The sequence below is a fragment of the Streptomyces sp. ADI95-16 genome (genome assembly GCF_003721495.1).
GTDB lineage: Bacteria > Actinomycetota > Actinomycetes > Streptomycetales > Streptomycetaceae > Streptomyces > Streptomyces goshikiensis.
Genome location: NZ_CP033581.1, coordinates 2,216,797 through 2,236,135, shown reverse-complemented (window position 1 = coordinate 2,236,135; position 19,339 = coordinate 2,216,797). Strand labels below are relative to the sequence as shown.

18 protein-coding genes are annotated in these 19,339 nt (G+C 72.7%); 8 read left to right on the top strand and 10 right to left on the bottom strand.

The window, feature by feature from the left end:
• Positions 1–9: 9 nt before the first annotated feature.
• The gene (gene fxsA / locus EES41_RS09660; protein WP_254211390.1) at positions 10–174 is read right to left on the bottom strand and encodes an FxSxx-COOH cyclophane-containing RiPP peptide; all 165 of its coding nucleotides are present in this window, start codon (positions 172–174) and stop codon (positions 10–12) included.
• A gap of 306 nt (positions 175–480) precedes the next feature.
• Here fxsA and EES41_RS41345 point away from each other — a divergent pair, with 306 nt between their 5' ends.
• Positions 481–660 carry a hypothetical protein gene (locus EES41_RS41345; RefSeq protein ID WP_164495797.1) on the top strand — a complete coding sequence of 60 codons (180 nt, stop codon included), beginning with the start codon at positions 481–483 and terminating at the stop codon, positions 658–660.
• 6 nt (positions 661–666) lie between these two features.
• On the opposite strand, the gene EES41_RS09655 is transcribed toward EES41_RS41345, so the two are convergent.
• A complete protein-coding gene (locus tag EES41_RS09655) occupies positions 667–1,569 on the bottom strand; it encodes an alpha/beta fold hydrolase (protein ID WP_123077280.1) in 903 nt (300 codons plus the stop codon).
• Positions 1,570–1,738: 169 nt separating this feature from the next.
• Between EES41_RS09655 and EES41_RS09650 the strand changes: the two genes are divergently transcribed.
• Entirely contained in the window at positions 1,739–2,149 is a 411-nt protein-coding gene (locus tag EES41_RS09650; RefSeq protein ID WP_123077278.1) for a hypothetical protein, read from the top strand.
• 122 nt (positions 2,150–2,271) lie between these two features.
• Here EES41_RS09650 and EES41_RS09645 read toward each other — a convergent pair whose 3' ends face one another.
• Complete coding sequence (locus tag EES41_RS09645; RefSeq protein WP_123077276.1) at positions 2,272–3,354, bottom strand: ABC transporter permease; 1,083 nt, start codon at positions 3,352–3,354, stop codon at positions 2,272–2,274.
• 169 nt (positions 3,355–3,523) lie between these two features.
• Between EES41_RS09645 and EES41_RS09640 the strand changes: the two genes are divergently transcribed.
• Both EES41_RS09640 and EES41_RS09635 read left to right on the top strand, forming a co-directional pair.
• A complete protein-coding gene (locus tag EES41_RS09640) occupies positions 3,524–7,000 on the top strand; it encodes a DNA polymerase III subunit alpha (RefSeq protein ID WP_123077274.1) in 3,477 nt (1,158 codons plus the stop codon).
• On the top strand, positions 6,997–8,217 hold the full coding sequence (locus EES41_RS09635; protein ID WP_367995774.1) for a hypothetical protein: 1,221 nt from the start codon (positions 6,997–6,999) through the stop codon (positions 8,215–8,217). Before EES41_RS09640 ends, EES41_RS09635 begins: the two co-directional genes overlap by 4 nt.
• Positions 8,218–8,305: 88 nt before the next feature.
• On the opposite strand, the gene EES41_RS09630 is transcribed toward EES41_RS09635, so the two are convergent.
• Positions 8,306–9,439 carry a hypothetical protein gene (locus EES41_RS09630; protein ID WP_123077270.1) on the bottom strand — a complete coding sequence of 378 codons (1,134 nt, stop codon included), beginning with the start codon at positions 9,437–9,439 and terminating at the stop codon, positions 8,306–8,308.
• A gap of 398 nt (positions 9,440–9,837) precedes the next feature.
• Between EES41_RS09630 and EES41_RS09625 the strand changes: the two genes are divergently transcribed.
• Complete coding sequence (locus EES41_RS09625) at positions 9,838–10,695, top strand: triacylglycerol lipase (protein WP_123077268.1); 858 nt, start codon at positions 9,838–9,840, stop codon at positions 10,693–10,695.
• A 40-nt stretch (positions 10,696–10,735) separates the two neighbouring features.
• On the opposite strand, the gene EES41_RS09620 is transcribed toward EES41_RS09625, so the two are convergent.
• The 4 genes from EES41_RS09620 to EES41_RS09605 all read right to left on the bottom strand — a co-directional run bounded on the left by EES41_RS09620 (position 10,736) and on the right by EES41_RS09605 (position 14,147).
• The gene (locus EES41_RS09620) at positions 10,736–11,776 is read right to left on the bottom strand and encodes a lytic polysaccharide monooxygenase (protein WP_123077266.1); all 1,041 of its coding nucleotides are present in this window, start codon (positions 11,774–11,776) and stop codon (positions 10,736–10,738) included.
• A 221-nt stretch (positions 11,777–11,997) separates the two neighbouring features.
• Positions 11,998–13,056: a vWA domain-containing protein gene (locus EES41_RS09615; protein WP_123077264.1), complete on the bottom strand. Its 1,059-nt coding sequence runs from the start codon at positions 13,054–13,056 to the stop codon at positions 11,998–12,000.
• 127 nt (positions 13,057–13,183) lie between these two features.
• Positions 13,184–13,540, bottom strand: a complete 357-nt coding sequence (locus EES41_RS09610) for a carboxymuconolactone decarboxylase (protein WP_123077262.1) — start codon at positions 13,538–13,540, stop codon at positions 13,184–13,186.
• A gap of 118 nt (positions 13,541–13,658) precedes the next feature.
• Entirely contained in the window at positions 13,659–14,147 is a 489-nt protein-coding gene (locus tag EES41_RS09605) for a DUF402 domain-containing protein (RefSeq protein ID WP_123077260.1), read from the bottom strand.
• A gap of 107 nt (positions 14,148–14,254) precedes the next feature.
• Here EES41_RS09605 and EES41_RS09600 point away from each other — a divergent pair, with 107 nt between their 5' ends.
• Entirely contained in the window at positions 14,255–14,614 is a 360-nt protein-coding gene (locus EES41_RS09600) for a GntR family transcriptional regulator (RefSeq protein ID WP_123082368.1), read from the top strand.
• A gap of 71 nt (positions 14,615–14,685) precedes the next feature.
• On the opposite strand, the gene EES41_RS09595 is transcribed toward EES41_RS09600, so the two are convergent.
• Positions 14,686–15,228, bottom strand: a complete 543-nt coding sequence (locus EES41_RS09595; protein ID WP_123077257.1) for an FABP family protein — start codon at positions 15,226–15,228, stop codon at positions 14,686–14,688.
• 149 nt (positions 15,229–15,377) lie between these two features.
• Positions 15,378–16,484 carry a DUF5925 domain-containing protein gene (locus tag EES41_RS09590; RefSeq protein WP_123082367.1) on the bottom strand — a complete coding sequence of 369 codons (1,107 nt, stop codon included), beginning with the start codon at positions 16,482–16,484 and terminating at the stop codon, positions 15,378–15,380.
• A gap of 206 nt (positions 16,485–16,690) precedes the next feature.
• Between EES41_RS09590 and EES41_RS09585 the strand changes: the two genes are divergently transcribed.
• Together EES41_RS09585 and EES41_RS09580 are read left to right on the top strand one after the other, a co-directional pair.
• Positions 16,691–17,494, top strand: coding sequence for an SGNH/GDSL hydrolase family protein (locus EES41_RS09585; protein ID WP_123082366.1), 804 nt, complete (start codon positions 16,691–16,693; stop codon positions 17,492–17,494).
• Between the two features lie 127 nt (positions 17,495–17,621).
• On the top strand, positions 17,622–19,304 hold the full coding sequence (locus EES41_RS09580) for an IS1182 family transposase (RefSeq protein ID WP_123077255.1): 1,683 nt from the start codon (positions 17,622–17,624) through the stop codon (positions 19,302–19,304).
• Positions 19,305–19,339 lie beyond the last annotated feature (35 nt).

The window sequence follows — 19,339 nt, the reverse complement described above, 5'->3', positions numbered from 1 at the left end:
ACTTCCGGGTCAGAGCGCGGAGTTGAAGATGGGCGCCTGGACCGAACGACCGGATTCCGTCGGCAGCACGCGACCGAGCGTCGCGGTGGCGGAGGCGCTGCGGACGTCGATCCGGGCGAGCGGGACCCGACGGGCCTTGACCGTGCTGGTCGGGTGGGTTGCGGAAGTGTTCACGACACCGTCCTCGGGGAAGCCATGTGGAATGGGCATGTGAATGGCACCAGCGGCATGCTGGTGTCAAGCGTGGACTTTACTCGTCCGCACCCCATTGGCAACCGGGACATGACGCCTGGTCAAGCGTTCTAAGGGAGGCCCCGGGCATTTCCGCCGTCCCGTATTCGGCCGTTCGCCTGATGACAAGATCCATTTCCCTTTCCGCTTCCCGGACCCGGCCCTGACCGGCCCCGCAGCCGTGTCGACGCGGCGTCAGACGGCCCCGGGCTGCCGCGCGCGGGCAGTGTCGCCGAACTGAAGGAGCTCGTGGCCCCGGTAGTGGACTGTTCGCGGTTCTCCACCGATCCCGGGACGGTCGCGATCGAGTCGATCGACTACACGCCCGTCGTGGACGGCGACCCTCTCCTGGGGCGTCACGGCCCGGGGCCTGTGCGGCGCGCCGGCTGCGTCCTGACCGACTGCGAGCCCGGGCACCCGGCGCGGTAACGCCCCTCAGGCGGGCTGCTGTTCGCCGAGGGGCGGGGCGGGCAGCGCCCGCAGCAGCCAGGTCAATACGTCGGGCAGCGCGCGCAGCGCCGCGAAGTGCGCGGCGTGGGGGTCGATGGTGGTGGTCGCCCCCGGGATCCGGCGGCCCAGCCAGCGGGAGTGGCCGACGGGGGAGAACACGTCCAGTTCCCCGTGCCAGATCAGGACGGGGGTGCGGATGTCGGCGGGATCGAAGCCCCAGGGGCCGCTGAACGCGAGGACGTCGTCGATCCACCCCCACGCCGAGGTGCGCAGCCCCTCCCGGTAGTTCCGCAGCAGCATCGACCGCAGCCCCGAGTCCGAGACGATCATGCGGTCGTTCGCGGTCAGCTCCCGGCGCAGCTCGTCCAGCAGCCGACCGGGGTCCTTGCGGATGCCGTCGGCGCGCGGGATCAGCCGGGCCGCGAGCTCCTCGGGGTCGGTGGAGGCGGTGGTGTACTCCCGTACGTTCGAGGCGGCCATTCCGGCGAACCAGTCCAGGTCCTCCGCGTCGCGGGGGGCGAGCGGGACCAGGGCGGCGGTCCGGGTGACCCGGTCCGGGAGCAGGGCGGCGCAGGCCAGGGCGCCGGGGGCGCCGCCGGAGCGGCCCGCCACGGCGAAGGTGTCCAGGCCGAGGGCGTCGGCGATCGAGGCCACGTCCTGGGCCACGTCGGCGACGGTGCGGCCCGGGTGGCGCTCGGAGCCGCCGTAACCGGGCCGGTCGTAGGCGATGAGCTGGGTCCGGCGCTGGTAGAGGACCATGCCCCGGGGGGCGGGTCCGAGCCGGCTGCCGGGCATGCCGTGGAGCAGGAAGACCGGCTTGCCCTCCGGGTCGCCCCAGCGCTCCACCGTCAGAGCGCGTCCGTCCGCGGCGCGCACCTGATCGCGCACGCGCTCCCTCCCTCACGGTCGACGCGGGTCGTCACGGTGATTGTGCGCGCTGGGGGGAGGAGCGCGATAGGGCGCGTTCACCGCGGAGTTCCGGCGTGAGCCGGTACTCAGGGGGCAGGTGAGTACCTGTGCTCTTCCCCGGGTCGGGGGTGGGCGGGAGGGTTGTGCCATGCGCCGGAAACCAATGAAGTCCGCTCTCTTCCTGCTGCCGCTGGTTCTCGCGCCGGTCGCGGCCTGGGCCGCCTGGCTGGGCTGGGACCAGCACCGCGACGTACACCCCGACGGCTCGGTCACCGGGCCGTACGAGGCCTGGCAGGTGATCGGGCTGGTGCTGACCGTGGCGGTACCGGTGTGGTGGGCCGCGTCCCGGCGCCTGGTCGCGGGCGCCGTGCTCGCCACCACGGCCGGCCTGACCTTCGCCGCCGGCTACGACTGGTCGGACGACTCCAGCGGCCTGTTCGTGATCGGCGTGGGCCTGGTCGCGCTGGGGAGCCTCATCGGCACCTCCGCCCTCTGCGCCGTGGCCACCTCCGTGACCCGGGACCGCCGACCGGCAGACCCGGGGCGGCCCGGAGCCTGACCCCGGCCTTGGCCCCGGCCCGGCCCGGCCCGGCCGCGACGGTGTCCGGCCTCGGCTCCGGGTGGCCGTGCCGCCCGCGTGTCCGGGCGGGACAGGCCGAGTTCGCGGTGGGCGGTGACCGATCATGCCCCCGGGTGTTCCCCGGCGGGTGCCGCGCCGCGTTCGGGGCGTGGCGCGTCCGCGCGGTCCCGGCGCCAGAGCGCGCAGGCGACGGTGGCGACCGTGCCCAGGACCGCCCAGCCGGCCAGGACGAGGAAGGAGCCGAGCGCGTCGTTGCCCCGGAAGTACGCGATCGAGCGCGCGGCGTACGTACCCGCGCCCGGCGGCAGCGCGGGCCCGATGGCCTTCCAGAACGGCGGCAGCAGCGGGTACGGGTAGGCGCCGCCCGCGCTCGGGTTGCCGAAGACGACCACCACCAGGATCGCCAGGCCGATGCCGACCACCCCCGCCAGGCCCTGGAAGGCCAGGGTGATCGCGCCGACCGAGAAGACGACCAGGGTGCCGAGGCCCCACAGGGCCGTGATGCTGCCGGGCAGCGCGCCCAGGACCGGCCCCGCGATCACCGTGCCGAGGAGTCCGGCGACGACCGCGTACGCGAGCAGCACGCCGAGCCGGATGAGGGCGCGGTGGGGGTTGGCGGGCCGGGCCCCGGCGCTGATCGCGAGGATCGCGGCGCACAGGTAGCCGCCCACGCACCAGCCGACCACCAGGTAGAACGCGCTCAGGGCGCGCGCGTCGCCCGGGGCCGCCGGAACCACGTCGGTGATGCGCAGGTCGCGGCCCTGGGACTGCTCGACCCGGCTGACGACCGCGGCGAGGGCCTGGGAGAGCGAGGCCCCGCCGCCGCTGGCGACGAGCAGCCGGTCGGTGGTGCCGGCGGGGTCGATGATCAGCGCGCCGTCCACCTCGCGGTTCCCGATCTGCGCGCGCGCCGCCGCCTCGTTCTGGACGGTGTGGGCGTCGAGCGGCTTGCCGGGGAGGGCGTCGAGCTGTTCCACGGACCGCGCGGCGGCCGCCGCGGCCGGGGCGGTCACGGCGAGGGGGATCTCGCTCGGTTCGGGGTCGTGGAAGGCGCCCACGTAGGAGGTGATGAAGGCGAGCTGGAGCGCCAGCACACCGAGGACCAGCAGGGCGGCCCGGGTGGTGACGGCGTCCTTGAGTTCGGCGAGGAATCCGGCGGGCGGGGCGTCGGTGGGCTGGGTCATGTCTCACACGCTCGGCGTACGGCGCCGGAGCCGCAGCAGGGGCGGTCCGAACGGCTGATCGCCCCCGCTACGGCTCGAACAGGTGTTTCGCACGGGTATTCGAATTGCTCTATGGTGGAGACGGGACGAAAGAGTGTTGGGGGGTATCGAGCGAAGCAGGAGGCGGCGGGTGCCTGGTTTTACGCATCTGCACACCGTTTCGGGGTTCTCCATGCGCTACGGAGGCTCCCACCCGGAACGACTGGCGGAGCGCGCCGCCGAGCGCGGCATGGACGCCCTCGCCCTGACCGACCGGGACACCCTCGCGGGTGCGGTGCGGTTCGCGAAGGCGTGCGGCCCGGCCGGCATCCGGCCCCTGTTCGGCGTGGACCTGGCCGTACCGCCCGCGGTGTCCCCCCGTACGAGCGCGGGCACGGGCCTGGGCACAGGCGCCGGCCCGGAGGTCTCCCACCGTCGCCGCACCCCCGTCAAAGGCGGGGCCTTCGTCGACGAGTCCGCCCCCCGCGCCGTGTTCCTGGCCCGCGACGGAGCGGCCGGCTGGGCCGAGCTGTGCCGGATGGTCACCGCCGCCCACGCCGGCCCCGGCCCGCAGCCCGCGCTCCCCTGGGAGGCCCTGCGCGGCGAAGGCGTGCTCGTGCTGCTCGGCCCCGGATCCGAGGTGGGGCGGGCGCTCGCCGCCGGCCGCCCCGACCGGGCGGCCCGGCTGCTCGCGCCCTGGCGGGAGATCTACGGCGACGCCCTGCGCCTGGAGGCCGTCCACCACGGCCGCACCGGCACCGGCCCCGGCTCGCTGCGCCTGGCCGCCCGTACCGTCGGCTTCGCCGCCGAGCAGGGCGTCCCGGCCGTGCTGACCAACGCCGTCCGGTACGCCGACCCCGGCCAAGGCCCGGTCGCCGACATCCTCGACGCCGCCCGCCGGCTGGTCCCCGTAGACCCCCGCAAGCCCCTGGACAGCGGTGAACGCTGGCTCAAGGACCCGGCGGCCATGGCCGCGGCCGCCGACCGGATCGCCCAGGCGGCCGGCCTGCGCCCCGCCGACGCGCGCCGGCTGCTCGCGGAGACCCGCCGCAGCGCCGAAGCCTGCGCGGTGGACCCCGAGGACGACCTCGGCATCGGCTCCGTCCACTTCCCCGAGGCCCACCTCGTCGGCGCCGGGCACCGCACCGCCCAGCGGGTGCTGGCCTCCCGCGCCTGTGCCGGCATGGTGCTGCGCGGCTACGCCGGCGAGCGCGCGTACTGGGAGCGGATGCACCAGGAGCTCGATGTCATCGCCTACCACGGCTTCGCCTCGTACTTCCTGACGGTCGCTCAAGTCGTGGACGACGTAAGGGCGATGGGGATCCGGGTGGCCGCCCGCGGCTCCGGCGCCGGCTCGCTCGTCAACCACCTGCTCGGCATCGCGCACGCCGACCCCGTCGCGCAGGGCCTGCTGATGGAGCGCTTCCTGTCCAAGCGCCGCCACGTCCTGCCCGACATCGACATCGACGTGGAGTCCGCCCGTCGGCTGGAGGTCTACCGGCGCGTCATCGACCGCTTCGGCACCGAGCGCGTCGCCACCGTCGCCATGCCCGAGACCTACCGCGTCCGGCACGCCATCCGCGACGTGGGCGCCGCCCTGTCCATGGACCCGGCCGAGACCGACCGGCTCGCCAAGGCGTTCCCGCACATCCGGGCCCGCGACGCCCGCGCCGCGCTCGCCGAGCTCCCCGAGCTGCGCGACGTGCGCGGACAGGAGCGCGGGCGGCTGTGGGAGCTCGTCGAGGCGCTGGACGCGCTGCCGCGCGGGATCGCCATGCACCCGTGCGGGGTGCTGCTCTCCGACGCCTCGCTGCTCGCCCGTACCCCCGTGGTGCCCACCAGCGGCGAGGGGTTCCCCATGTCCCAGTTCGACAAGGACGACGTGGAGGACCTCGGGCTGCTCAAGCTCGACGTGCTGGGCGTACGGATGCAGTCCGCTATGGCCCACGCGGTCGCCGAACTCCGGCGCGCCACGGGGGAGGAGCTCGACCTCGACGACCCGGCGCAGGTGCCCCCGGGTGACGGGGCGACGTACGAACTCATCCGCTCCGCCGAGACGCTGGGCTGCTTCCAGATCGAATCGCCCGGCCAGCGCGACCTGGTGGGGCGGCTCCAGCCGTCGACCTTCCACGACCTGGTCGTCGACATCTCGCTGTTCCGGCCGGGGCCGGTGGCCGCCGACATGGTGCGGCCGTTCATCGAGGCGCGGCACGGGAGGGCCCCCGTCCGCTTCCCGCACGAGGACCTGGCGGACGCGCTGCGCGAGACGTACGGGGTGGTGGTCTTCCACGAGCAGATCATCGAGATCGTGCACGTCATGACCGGCTGCGGCCGGGACGAGGCCGACCGGGTGCGGCGCGGGCTGTCCGACCCGGAGTCGCAGGGCCGGATCAAGGTCTGGTTCGCGGCGACGGCCGCCGGGCGCGGCTACTCGCCCGAGGTGATCGGCCGTACCTGGGAGATCGTGGAGGCCTTCGGCTCGTACGGGTTCTGCAAGGCGCACGCGGTGGCCTTCGCCGTGCCCACGTACCAGTCGGCCTGGCTGAAGGCCCACCACCCGGCGGCCTTCTACGCCGGGCTGCTCACCCACGACCCGGGCATGTACCCCAAGCGGCTGCTGCTGGCGGACGCGCGGCGGCGGGGCGTGCCGGTGCTGCCGCTGGACGTGAACCGGTCGGCGGTCGCCCACCGCATCGAACTGGTGTCCGATGTGCCCCCGCTGTGGGGGCTGCGGCTCGCCCTGGCCGACGTCCACGGGATCAGCGAGGCGGAGGCGGGCCGGATCGAGTCCGGGCAGCCGTACGCCTCCCTGCGCGACTTCTGGGACCGGGCGCACCCGGGACGGCCGGTCGCCGAACGGCTCGCACAGGTGGGCGCGTTGGACGCCTTCGGCGCCAACCGGCGCGACCTGCTGCTCCACTTGACCGAACTGCACGGCGCGCAGCGCGCGGCGGGCGCCCGGGGAGCCGGTCAACTCCCTTTGGTCGGCGGGAAGTCCACGGCGGCCGTCGGACTGCCGGACCTGACCGACACCGAGCGGCTCAGCGCCGAGCTGGGCGTCCTCGGCATGGACGCCTCGCGGCACCTGATGGGCGACCACCACGCCTTCCTGGCCGAACTGGGCGTGGTCCCGGCGCGCCGGCTTCGGGAGACCGGGCACGGGCAGACGGTCCTGGTCGCGGGCGCCAAGGCGGCCACCCAGACGCCGCCGATCCGGTCCGGGAGGAGGGTCATCTTCACGACCCTGGACGACGGGACCGGCCTGGTCGACCTGGCCTTCTTCGACGACAGTCACGAGGCGTGCGCGCACACCGTCTTCCACTCCTTCCTGCTGCTGGTACGGGGCGTGGTGCAGCGGCGCGGCCCGCAGAGCCTGAGCGTGGTCGGCACGGCCGCCTGGAACCTGGCCGAGCTGGTGGAACTGCGGGCGTCGGGCGGCGTGGACGCGGTAGCGGCCCGCCTGTCGGAGCCGATGCCCGGCCCCGGCCCCGGGCCCGCTGACGCCGGCCGTCGGATCCACCTGCCGACGGGATACGAGATGAACCCGTGGTCCGACCTCCAACCCCCGGGCACCCCCGCCGCGACGGGCCGCAAACTATGGCACTCCAGCCCGGGGAGCGCGGGATGACACGACCGGCTGCGACGGGGGCTCCCGCCGGGGTGACGACGGGCACCCCGGCCGGGGTGCCCACCGGGGCAACGACTGTGGTGATGGCCGGAGTTGCGAACTGGACGACGGCTGAGGGCGAAGCCGGGGCGGCCGCCGGAGTGACGGCCGGGGCTGTCGGCAGGGCGTCTGCCGGGGTTGCGGCCGGGGCGTCTGCCCGGGTTGCTGCCGGGGTGCCCGGCGGGGCGGTCGGCGGCTTTCTGCATCTGCGGTGCGCTCCGGCGCTGTCCGGGGAGGGGTACCGGGCGGTGCTGGAGCTGCTGCGGGAGTTTTCCCCGCTGGTCCAGGCGCTGCCGCCGCGGGCCGCCCTCGTCCAGGTCCGGGGTGCCCAGCGGTACTTCGGGGTGGACGCCGAACGCATCGCGGAGGTGATCCGGCTGCGCGCGGTGGCCCGGCTCGGCACGGACGTCCGGATCGGCGTCGCCGGCACCTGGGCGGTCGCCGCGATGGCCTCCGCGCGGATCCCCGGCCCCGGCGGGGTCCTGGCCGTGCCCGGGGAGCGGGTGGCGGAGTTCCTCGGGCCGCTGCCGGTGGAGGAGCTGTACGGCCTCGGCTCCCGCCAGGCCGAGGCGCTGCGCGGGTACGGGCTGCACACCGTCGGGGCGCTGACCGAGGTCCCGCCCGGGGTCGTCGAGCGGATCCTGGGCCGCCGGGCCGGCCGGGTGGTCGTCGAGCGCGCCCGGGGCATCGACCCGCGCCCGGTCACTCCGAGGGACCTGCCCTCCTCGGCGGCCGTCCGGAGCCGGTTCGCCCGGGAGGAGCTGGACGGCCCGCACGCCCGGGCCGAGCTGCTCGGCCTGGTGGTCCGGCTGGGCGCGACCCTGCGCGGCCGCCGCCAGGCCGCCCGGGCCCTGACCCTGACCCTGCGGTTCGCGGGCGGCACCCGCTGGGAGAAGACCCGGCGGCTGCCCGAGCCGTCCGCGCACGACGAGGACCTGCGGACCCTGGCGTACCGCCTGATGGACGCGGCCGGGCTGCAGCGGGCCCGGCTGACCGGAATGGTGCTCCGCGCGGAGGACCTGACCGGTGCCGAACGGGCGGCCCGGCAGCTCACGCTGGATCCGGTCCGGGAGGCCCGCCTGACGGTGGAGTCGGCCATCGACCGCGCCAACGCCCGCTTCGGCCCGGGCACGGTCCGCCCGGCCGCCACGTTCCGCCGGGCACCGGCGGCCGCGTGAGCGGACCGGAGCCATCGAGCTCGTATCTCGGCGGTACATCAGCGATGTCGGGTAGTTCGGCAGTCCGGAACCCCGACTCTCCGGAAGATCAGTCCAGCGGGGGCCAGGGACCGGCGAGCAGGCGTTCGGCCTCCGCGACGATCGCTCCGGCCAGCTGCTCGCGTGTGCCGTGCCGGATCACCCCCCAGTCGTTGTACGCATCGACCTTGTCGACCAGCGGCCGGAGCGACTGGGGCCGGGCCAGTGCGCCCCAGCCCTCGTACGTGATCACGTCACCGCCGGCCCCGGGGGCCAGACTCCCGTTCACGATCAGCCGGAGCCACCAGCGCACGAGTTCCCAGCGTGCCGTCTCCCAGGGAGTGTCGGTGTCATCGGAGGGAAGGCCCCCGGTCAGAGCCAGCTCAGCCAGTACCTGCTCGAAGAGCGCATCGGCGTTCTCATGCTCAGTGCGCGACAGGCCGGCGAGCAGCGGGAGCGACTCCGTCTCGACGTCGAGGACCAGTGCCGTGAGCCCTGCCTCGATCAGCTGGTGCGGGTAGTGCTGTCGGCCGATCAGGCGCTCCAGTGCCAGCATCCGCAGGTGCTCGGCAGCCTCCTGCGCGCTCATGGCGTAGGGGGTGTACGGGGTGGGCGCGGCGACGTCGGTGCCGGGACCGCCGTGGACGACGTACGACCAGAAGCCGACGGTCGCGCGGGCGGGGAGGCTGCTGGCCCGGCCGGTGAACTCGTTTCGTATGTAGTCGGCGAGGTCGTTCCCGTAGATGATGATGTCGGTCTGGTGGACGGACAGTACGGGGTGGCCGCATTCGCCTGCTGTGCCAGGTAGGTAGCGGTGGCTGTAGACGGGGACCAGCTGAGGAACGGCCGCCAACTCGGACCGTGCGATCTGCAGGGCGTTGGATGTCCCTGCGGGCCTCGGACTCCAGGCGGGGTGCCAGAAGCCGTTGTGCTCCACGTCGAAGAGCACACCCTCGACCGGTTGGGAGAGCCGCTCGGCCAGGTCCTCGGGGTCGCCGTTGCGCCAGTCGGGCCAGCTTCGCGACCCGTGCGGGAGCCCGGCGGCAAGGAAGACCCTGTGGTCCGCCGAGAAGGTGAAGCCGAATCGTGCCTCGACCGCGTCGAGTTCCCGCTCGCTGAGGCCAGGGGCGATCTCGGCTCGGAGCGTGTTCTGGAGGTCCCGTGCGAGGTCAAGGGTCAGTGGTTCGGGCGCCTGTTCGGTCATTCCAGCAGCGTAGTGACCGCTACGGGCCTGGACCCCTGCTCCGCCGGGTTGGCTCGACTACCGCAACGTCCCAGGTCGGAGTGCTCAGGCAATTCGGATCCCCCAGCCGAGCCGCCCGGGGGTGTGTCGTCGTGCGGGGCCGGGCGCGAGGTCGGCAACTCCGCTGCCCCGCACGCCACTTCGGCGGGTAGTCGAGGGCCCCGTACCGCCGCGTCCGGTGCCGAGGGGGGATTGTCCCGGGGCGGCGCGGGGCCGGGCGTCCTCGACACGCATTTTTTACTGACGCGTAACTTCCAAGTTTTACTACCCGCCCGTAATTTAGCCACAGCAGCACCCCTTGTGATCCGGATCACGGGATGAACCCCCACGTATGTCCCTGACCGCAAGGAGAACAATCGATGCTGCCCTGGCGACGCCTGCTCCGCCCGCTGGCCGTCCTCTCCCTCGCCGCCGCGCTCGTCGTCCCCACCGGCGCCGCGCATGCCGCCTCCGCCCCGAGCAGTGGCTGGAACAACTGGTCCTGCAAGCCGTCGGCCGCCCACCCCCGCCCCGTCGTCCTCGTGCACGGCACCTTGGGGAACTCGGTCGACAACTGGCTCGGCTTCGCGCCCTACCTCGTCCACCGGGGGTACTGCGTCTACTCCCTCGACTACGGCCAACTGCCGGGCGTGCCGCTCTTCCACGGGCTCGGGCCCATCGACAAGTCGGCCGGCCAGCTGGGCGTCTTCGTCGACAAGGTGCTCGCCTCCACCGGAGCCGCGAAGACCGACATCGTCGGGCACTCCCAGGGCGGCATGATGCCGAACTACTACCTGAAGTTCCTCGGCGGAGGACCCAAGGTCAACGCCCTGATCGGGTTCGCCCCCGACAACCACGGCACCACCCTGAGCGGACTCACCCAGCTGCTCCCGTACTTCCCCGGCGCCGAGGACCTGATCAGCGCGTCGACCCCGGGGCTGGCCGACCAGATCGCCGGATCCGCCTTCGTCACCAAGCTGAACGCGGGCGGCGACACCGTGCCCGGCGTGAAGTACACGGTGATCGCGACCAGGTACGACGAGGTGGTCACCCCGTACCGGAGCGCCTTCCTCAGCGGGTCGAACGTACACAATGTCGTCCTCCAGGACCTGTGCGCCCTGGACCTCTCCGAGCACGTGACCATCGCCCTGACCGACCGGATCGCCTGGCACGAGGCCCTCAACGCCCTCGACCCCGCCCACGCCGAACGGACCACCTGCGCCTCGGTCTTCAGCTGAAGCCGGCGAGGCGCAGGCGGCCGCCGATGCGACCCCTCGGTTAGCGGCCGCCCCGGCCCGTCGTCGTCGCACGGCGACGGGCCAGCGCGAACAGCACGGTGGCACCGACACCCAGCGTCCCGGCCCCGGCGATCGCGATCATCGGGGTGACGCCGCTGCCACCCGTCTCGGCGAGGTTGCCGGACCGCGCCGGGGCCTGCGCCGGGGCTTCGGACGGCGCTTCGCCGAGCGGGGACGGCGCCGACTCCCCGTTCGTCTTGGGGTCGTTGTCGCCGTGCCCGCCGTGCTCCACGGAGGACTTGCTCGTCCCGGCGGCGATCTGCTGCTCGGTCGGCGCCTCGGCGGTGGGCGCCTCGGCGGTCGGCGCGGCAGACGTCGCGGCGGACGGCGCGGCGCTCGCCTTCGCGCTCGGCGCGACGACCCCCCCGCTACCGGTGCCCCCGCTGTCCTTCCCGAACACCACGTCGGAACAGGTGTAGAAGGCCTCGGGGCTGTCCGACCGCTGCCAGATGCTGTAGATCAGGTGCCGGCCGGACTTCTTCGGGACGGTCCCCTTGAACACGTAGTCCCCGTTCTGCATGCCCGGGTCGGTGACCTTGGCGAACGGCGCGGGCTCCAGGTCCGACCACTTCAGCGGCTTGGACGGGTCATAGCCGTCCTTCGTCACGTACAGCTCGAACGAGCCCTTGTGCGGGGCGGTGCCCTTGTAGCGGAAGGTGTGTTCCCCGGCCTTCATCGGGCTCGACGGCCAGTCGCCGCGGGCGAGGTCGAGCCCCCGGTACTTGTCGTTCCCGGCGGAACACAGCTTCCCGTCCGGGATCAACGCCTTGTGCTTCCCGGCCGCGTTGGCGATGTTGACCGCGTTCCAGTCGTAGAACGCCTGGGCGCCGCTCGCCTTGACGGCCTCCTTGCAGGCGGCCGACTTCGGCGACTCCGGACCCTCCGCGTAGCACGCCGCGACCCGGCTGACCGGGTCCGTCATCGACCCGTGCGCGACCGCCGGCGCGGCGGCGTACGCGGCCACCGCGAGCGGGGCGAGGCCAACGGCGGCGATTCGGGTCACGGTACGGCGTGCGGGCATGGGTGGATCTCCTCACAGACGGAATCGGACTGCGCGGCGCCGCCCTCACGGGTCCCGACGCCACCTCCAGCCCTCCCTGGCCCGGCCAAACTAACCGCCGCCCGCCCCCTCCCAGCCGCGTTCCCGCCCCCCGCCCCGATCCTTAGGCTCCCCTTAAGCCAGGGACAAGCGCCACCTCAGAAACAGAGTCCACACGACTGCGGAGGGGGTCGCTCGGGGGGTCAGAGCATGATGAGCAGGCGGGTCTTCGGCTTGAGCTTCCTGTTGACCGAGCGGCTCTGTACGTAGACCTCCAGAGCGGGGTTGTGGCCCGCCTTCACGGAGACGGTGCCCTGGATGCCCGCGCCGAACAGGAGGCTGCGCGCCGCGTCGCCCGTGTAGGCGCGGTCGGTGTCCTTCTCGACCACTATGACTTCCTTGTCGGGCTGGACCTGGACCCTGGTGCCCAACTGGTAGTAGCACGCGCCGCGCGCGTAGGTGACATCCGGCTGCGAGTCGACGAAGGGCCGGATCGCGACCTCCGCGTCGACCTCCAGCAGGCGGTACTTGTCGGCCGGGACCGGTTCGAGGTTCGCGCGGACGTCGTCGACGGACAGGTCCTGGCCGACCGCGAACAGGCTCTTCGTGCCGCGCACGCCCTTCTCGCGGCCGCGCAGGAAGCTGGTGGCGGCGGCGCGCACGGTGCCGATGGCCTCCTCGACGCCCTCCTTGGAATCCGCGTCCCAGATGGCGATGTTCCCGGCCGGGAAGCCGTAGTTCTGGGCGGTGCGCTTCGCCAGGGAGTTCGGGACGAGGATCGCGGAGGTCCAGTGGCCCGGGAGCGCGCCCATCTTCGCCGCGATCTTGTCGAGCCAGGGGCCCAGGACGGTCATGTCGCCGTCGTGCCGCCTGTCGCCGCCGGAGGCGTTCTCCTCGCCGTCCGTCACCACGATCTGGAGGAAGCTGTGCTCGCCGTACTCCTCCCAGATGTGGCCCAGGTCCTCCAGCGACTTCAGGGATGCCTCGATGAGGGCGGTGGCGCCGTTGTTGACCTTGTACAGGCCCCGCATGGACGGGAGGTGCTTCACGTCCATGTCCCAGACCAGGTTCTCCACCCTGTGGTCGAAGGAGTAGAGGCTGATCCGGGTCTCATGGCCGAGGCTGTCCGACTCGGCCTTCAGGCCCGCCACGAACTCGTCCACGACACGGATGAGTTGGCTCTGGTGCTGATACATGGAACCCGAGCTGTCCACGACCAGCGCGACGTGGTTCACCTTGTGCTGGATCTTGTTGGTGGACATGGTTGTGCTCCTTCTCCGCAGCTCCCCGAGTGATGTCTCCACACTAGGAGGAGCCACTGACAACGCCGTTGGCCCCGCCGTCGTCATGACGGCGGGGCCAACGGGGTTGTCAGTGGAGCGGAGCCGCTCAGGAACCTTCCCGGCTCCGGGAGCCGGCTTCGGCCATGGCTTCGGCCTCGGATTCGGCCATGGCGATCGCGACGCCGAACGCCTGGGCGATGTGGCCCGCGGCGGACATGACGCGGGCGGTGCCCACGACCGGAGCGATCGCGACCAGCACGTCCTGCAGTTTCTCCACCGTCATGTCGGCCTTGATCGCGGGATCCATGTGGGCCAGGTACGAGATCGCCGGTGCGTCCATCGCGACGAGCGCGGCGATGCGGGTGATGATCAGCGTCTCCCGGTCCATGGTGCAGTGCTCGATGGAGTCCAGGGTCATCGCGGCGAGCGTCTCAAGGACAGGTGCGTCAGAGGCAGTGGCCATGCGCGGACCGCCTTACGGTGCGGATACGGAGCCGGCGCGCACAACGCACCGGCACATTGCCCCTTCACCGTAAGGGCGCCCCGGGCCCCGCGCATGTCCTGGCTCCGGGCGCCGCCGGTCAGGCGAGGAGCGCGGGGAGGCCGGCGGGGGTGCGGGCCTGTTCGTCGAGGGCGATGAGGGCGGCCAGGGCCGCTGCCGCGGCCGCCGGGTCGGTTTCCGGGAGGCCGCTCGCCGCGAACTCGTCCTCGTCGAGACGGATCACGGTCGCGCCGCCCGCCGAGACCCAGAGGTCGAGGTCCAGGTCCTCCACGAGGATCCCGCCCTCGGCCACCACCGTCGGGCGGGTGATGTCGCAGTACCAGCCCTTGAGGACGCCCCCGGCGGTGCGGACCTCCTTGATCGCGTACCAGCGGCTCCGCCAGAAGTGCTCGGTGAACACGTCGCCCGGCTCGAAGCGCACGAAGCCGAAGTCCCGTACGCCCTCGGCCGCCCAGGGCGCGCGGACCGTGACCCGGTCGCCGGTGTCGGTGAGCAGCTCGGCCGGGTAGCGGATCTTGGTGCGGCCGGCCTTCGTAAGGGTGACGGCGATGGTGTGGGATGCGGTCATGCGACCGACCGTAGGCCGGGCGGCGCCCGAGCGCCGCCGAATTTCGCGGCGGCCGTGGCCGATGGGGGAGAATCGGGGGCGTGACCTCGACGAACCTGAACATCCGGATGGACGGCTCGGCGGGCGCCGCCGCCCCGTACGAGCAGCTGCGCACACAGATCGCGGAGGCGGCGCGGGCGGGGCGGCTGCCGGTGGGGTACAAGCTCCCGACGGTACGCGGGCTCGCGGAGGAACTGGGCCTTGCGGCGAACACGGTCGCCAAGGCGTACCGGGCCCTGGAGGGCGACGGGGTGATCGAGACGCGCGGGCGCAACGGCACCTTCGTCGCTGCGGCGGGCGACTCCGCCGCCCGGGAGGCGGCCGCCGCCGCGCAGGCCTACGCGGAGCGGGCGCGGCGGCTGGGGCTCAGCTTCGAGGAGGCCACGGCGGCCGCCCTCGACGGCCTGCGGGCGCGGTACGGGAAGTAGAAAGCGGGAGGCGGGAGGCGGGAGGCGGGAAGTAGGAAGCAGGAAGCGGGAAGCAGCCCCCCGCCCCCGGGTCAGTCCCCGTGCCGGCGCAGTTCCGCCCTGAGGTGGTGGGTCATGGGCAGTCCCATCGCCGCCATGTCCTGGGTGATCGTCAGCTCCCCGTCGCGGACGGTGTACCGGCGCCGCATGCCGGTGACCTCCTTGGCGCGGGGCGTGCGCGCCACGTTGTCCGTCGCGATCTCGATCTCCGTACCGGACACCCGGCCGACGTACGTCTCCACGATGCCGGTGGGGTGGGCGAGGGTGACCTCCACGGAGGCGTCGGGCATGATCCGCCACCACCCGGACTCCCGGCCCGACGGGCGCAGGACGGTGCCCGACTCGTCGATCAGCCACGCGCGCGACTCGTAGCGCAGGAACGGCCTGCCGTCGTGGCTGAAGGTGATCTCCTGCTCGTACCGGAAGCCCTGCTCCAGGGTCGGGTACTCGCCGCGCCCGCGGCCGTGCCAGCGCCCCAGCAGGGGCAGCACCGGCCGGAGCTGCGGGTGCGGTTCGGGGCCTTCGCCGAGGACGTGGCTGTCGGGGTACGGGTTCTGCTGCGCCGGTTCGGGCACGGTGGACTCTCCAGGTTCGGCGGTGCGGGGCGGTACGCGGTGGCGCGCGGGGCCGGACGGGGCCTTCGGCCGTGGCCCATTGTCGTCGGCGTGCCCGGCGTGCCCGGCGGGACCCGCGGGACGGCACCCCCCGCCGTTCCCCGCGCCCCCTACAAGTACAGCCCCGCCTCGCTCGGCTGACCCTGCGGCGGCAGCAGGGCCGCGGGCCCCGTACCGCGCCGCAGCGCGAACAGTTCGGCCAGGGTGGCGCCCTCGCGGGAGACGCCCTCGTCGGTGCCGAGCCAGTCCACCGCCTCGTCGTGCGTCAGCCGGCCCACCTCGATCCGGGCCAGGCAGCGGCCGGGCCGGACCACCGCCGGGTGGAGCCGCTCCAGGTCCTCGTTGGTCGTGACCCCGACCAGGACGTTGCGGCCCTGCCCCAGGAGTCCGTCCGTCAGGTTGAGCAGCCGGGACAGCGCCTGCCCGGCGGTGTGCCGGGCCTCGCCGCGGATCAGCTCGTCGCAGTCCTCCAGCAGCAGCAGCCGCCAGCGCCCCTTGGCGGTGCCCTCGTCCTCGCCGATCGCGATGTCCATCAGGTAGCCGACGTCGTTGAAGAGCCGTTCCGGGTCCAGTACGCAGTCCACCTGGCACCAGTCCCGCCACGACCGGGCCAGCGTGCGCAGGGCGGAGGTCTTCCCCGTCCCCGGCGGCCCGTGCAGCAACAGCAGCCGGCCCGCGATGTCGTCCGGGGTGACCTTCATCAGCCGGTCCATCGCCCCGGCCACCGGCGCGGTGTAGTTGGGCCGCACCTCCGCCCAGGTCCCGGCCGCGATCTGGCGGGTCGTCCGGTACGGGCCGCGGCGCGGGGAGACGTACCAGAAGCCCATCGTGACGTTCTCCGGCTGCGGTTCGGGCTCGTCCTGCACCCCGTCCGTGGCCTGGCCGAGCACTCCGGAGGCGAGTTCGTCGCTGACCGCCGTCACCGTGACGTCCGCGCCGCGGCTCCAGCGCGAGACCAGCATGGTCCAGCCCTCGCCCTCGGCGAGCGTGGCGCTGCGGTCGCTGTCGCGCGCCGAGCGCAGCACGGTGGCGTCGGGCGGCAGCAGGGTCGCTTCCGGTTTCACCCGCTCGATCGTCACGCTGCGCGAGTACGGCTGCTCGCCGGACGCGAACCGGCCGAGGAACAGCGCGTCGACGACATCCGAGGGCGAATCGCTGTCATCGACGTTGAGCCGGATCGGCAGCGCGTGGTGCGGGTCGTCCGCGGTGGCTGACATGGCGCCCATGATCCGGCACGAACTGTCCTCATGCACCCGTGTTTCGCTGGATCGGGTGCCCAAGTTCCCTCTTGAAACACCGTCGGAGTGAAGATTCCGGCCACAACTCCACCCCGAATATTCTTGGCATGAACACTTCCGGCCAAGCGCGGCTGCTTGTACCACGGACTCAGGAGTAACCCCCACAAGGAGCCGCACACATGAGCTTGAACATGCCGCGCCTCGCTGCCCTGACCTCCTCCCTGTTACTCGCCGCCTCCGCCGCCCTGTTCGGTGCCGGCCAGGCCTCCGCCGCCCAGGCCGACTTCGGCTACGTCGCCCTCGGTGACTCCTACTCCTCCGGCGTCGGCGCCGGCAACTACGACAGCGGGAGCGGCGACTGCAAGCGCACCAGCCGCGCCTACCCGGCCCTGTGGGCCGCCGCGCACTCCCCGCAGAGCTTCTCCTTCACCGCCTGCTCGGGCGCCCGTACGGGTGACGTCCTCTCCGGGCAGCTCGGCCCGCTGAACTCCGGCACCGACCTGGTCAGCATCACCATCGGCGGCAACGACGCCGGATTCTCCGACGTCATGACGACGTGCGTGCTCCAGTCCGAATCCACCTGCGTGGGCCGCGTCAACCAGGCCAAGGGCTACGTGGACTCCACCCTCCCCGGCAAGCTCGACCAGGTCTACGACGCCATCCACGGCCGCGCGCCCGGCGCCCGGGTCGTCGTCATCGGCTATCCCCGCTTCTACAAGCTGAACGGCACCTGCGTCACCGGCCTGACCGAGGGCGAACGCTCCGCCATCAACGGAGCCGCCGACTACCTCAACGCCGCCATCGCCAAACGCGCCGCCGACCACGGCTTCACCTTCGCCTCGGTCGCCGGCGCCTTCACCGGTCACGAGATCTGCTCCGGCAGCGCGTGGCTGCACAGCGTCAACTGGCTCAACATCGGGGAGTCCTACCACCCGACCGCGGCCGGGCAGTCCGGCGGCTACCTGCCGGTGTTCACCAGCGCGGCCTGACGCGCGCCGAGGGGGGCCGGTCCGGGGCACCGGACGCTGTTGGTTAATTCGGCCCTTCGCGTGACGTCGGCCTTCAAGACCCGGTTGTGGTCTTGAAGGCCGACGTTGTTATTTGGGGTGGGTGCGGGTGTCGATGCAGCCGAAGGATTCGGGGAAGATTCCGGCGGAGACGGTGCGGGTGGCGGGGGCTGCGTTCCCGAAGGGGAGTCTTGCGATCCGGGTCAGGGACGAGCTGGGGCCGCTGTTCACGGACGAGGGATTCGCGGACCTGTTCGCGGCCCGGGGCAGGCCCGCCTGGTCGCCTGGGCGACTCGCGCTGGTTTTGGTGCTGCAGTTCGTCGAGGGGCTGACCGACCGGCAGGCCGCAGAGGCGGTGCGGGCGCGGATCGACTTCAAGTACGCCCTCGGCCTGGAGCTGGACGATCCGGGGTTTGACTTCTCGGTGCTGTCGGAGTTCCGGGACCGGCTGGTGGAGGTGGATGCCGGGCGGCGGGTGCTGGACGGCGTCCTGAGTGCGGCCCGGGAGAAGGGCCTGCTCAAGACGGCGGGCCGGGCCCGCACCGATGCCACGCATGTGCTCTCGTCGGCGCGCGAGCTGTCCTGGCTGGAGATGGTGGCCGAGACCCTGCGCTCGGCGCTGAACGCGCTCGCCCGGGCCGCTGGTGACTGGCTGGCGGGCATCGCGGAGCCGGACTGGTTCAAGCATTACGCCACGAGGGCCGAGGACTCCCGGTTCCCCAAGGCCCACGCCAAACGCGACGCGGTGGGCTCACGGATCGGCCGGGACGGGACGCGCCTGCTGGCAGCGGTCTTCGCCACCGATGCCCCGCCGGCCCTGCGCGCGCTCGCGGAGGTGGAGACGCTGCGTCAGGTCTGGGTCCAGCACTTCCACCAGGTGGACGGCGAGGTGATGCGCCGGGGCCCAAAAGACCGGGCGTCGGCCTCGATGCGCCTGCTCACTCCCTATGACCCCGACGCCCGCACCGGGATCAAACGGGACACCCTGTGGGACGGATACAAGGTCCACCTCACCGAGTCCTGCGGCGAGGACGCCCCGAACCTGGTCACCAACGTGGCAACCACCGTGGCCACGGTCGCGGACAGCGCGATGAACGAGGAGATCCACACGTCCCTCGCCGCACGGGGCTGCCTGCCCGCCGAGCACTGGGTGGATGCCGGGTATCCCACCGCCGCCCACATCCTTGCCGCCCGCACCGGGCACGGCATCGCACTGCACGGGCCGCTGGCCGGCAACACTTCGTCCCAGGCCAAGGGCGCCTTCGGGCTGGACGCGTTCACCATCGACTGGGAACGTCGGCATGTGTCCTGCCCCAGCGGGGTCACCGCCACGGACTGGTATCCCCGCACCGATTCCAAGGGTCTGCCGGTCATCCGTGTGCGGTTCCCCGCCAGCCGCTGCGGAAACTGCCCCGACCTGCGCTCATGTGTCAGCTCGGCCACCGGCCGCCGCAGGGAACTCATGCTGCGACAGCAGCAGGCCGAACACGACACCATCCGCACCGTGCGAGCCGAGCAACAGACCGACGCCTGGAAAGAGCGTTACAAGATCCGCGCCGGCGTCGAAGGAACCATCTCCCAAGCCGTAGGACGCTGCGGCCTGCGCAGATCACGCTACCGGGGCCTGACCAAGACCAGCCTCCAGCACCAACTCACCGCGGCTGCGATCAACCTCGCCCGCATCGACGCCCACCTCACCGACACACCACGAGCCCCCACCCGCACCAGCCACTTCGCAGCACTGTGCCCCGCCGAGCTGACGCTCGACGGGGCACAGCAAGGACCGAATTGACCAACAGCGTCCGGCACGGGCCGGGCCCTCAGCGC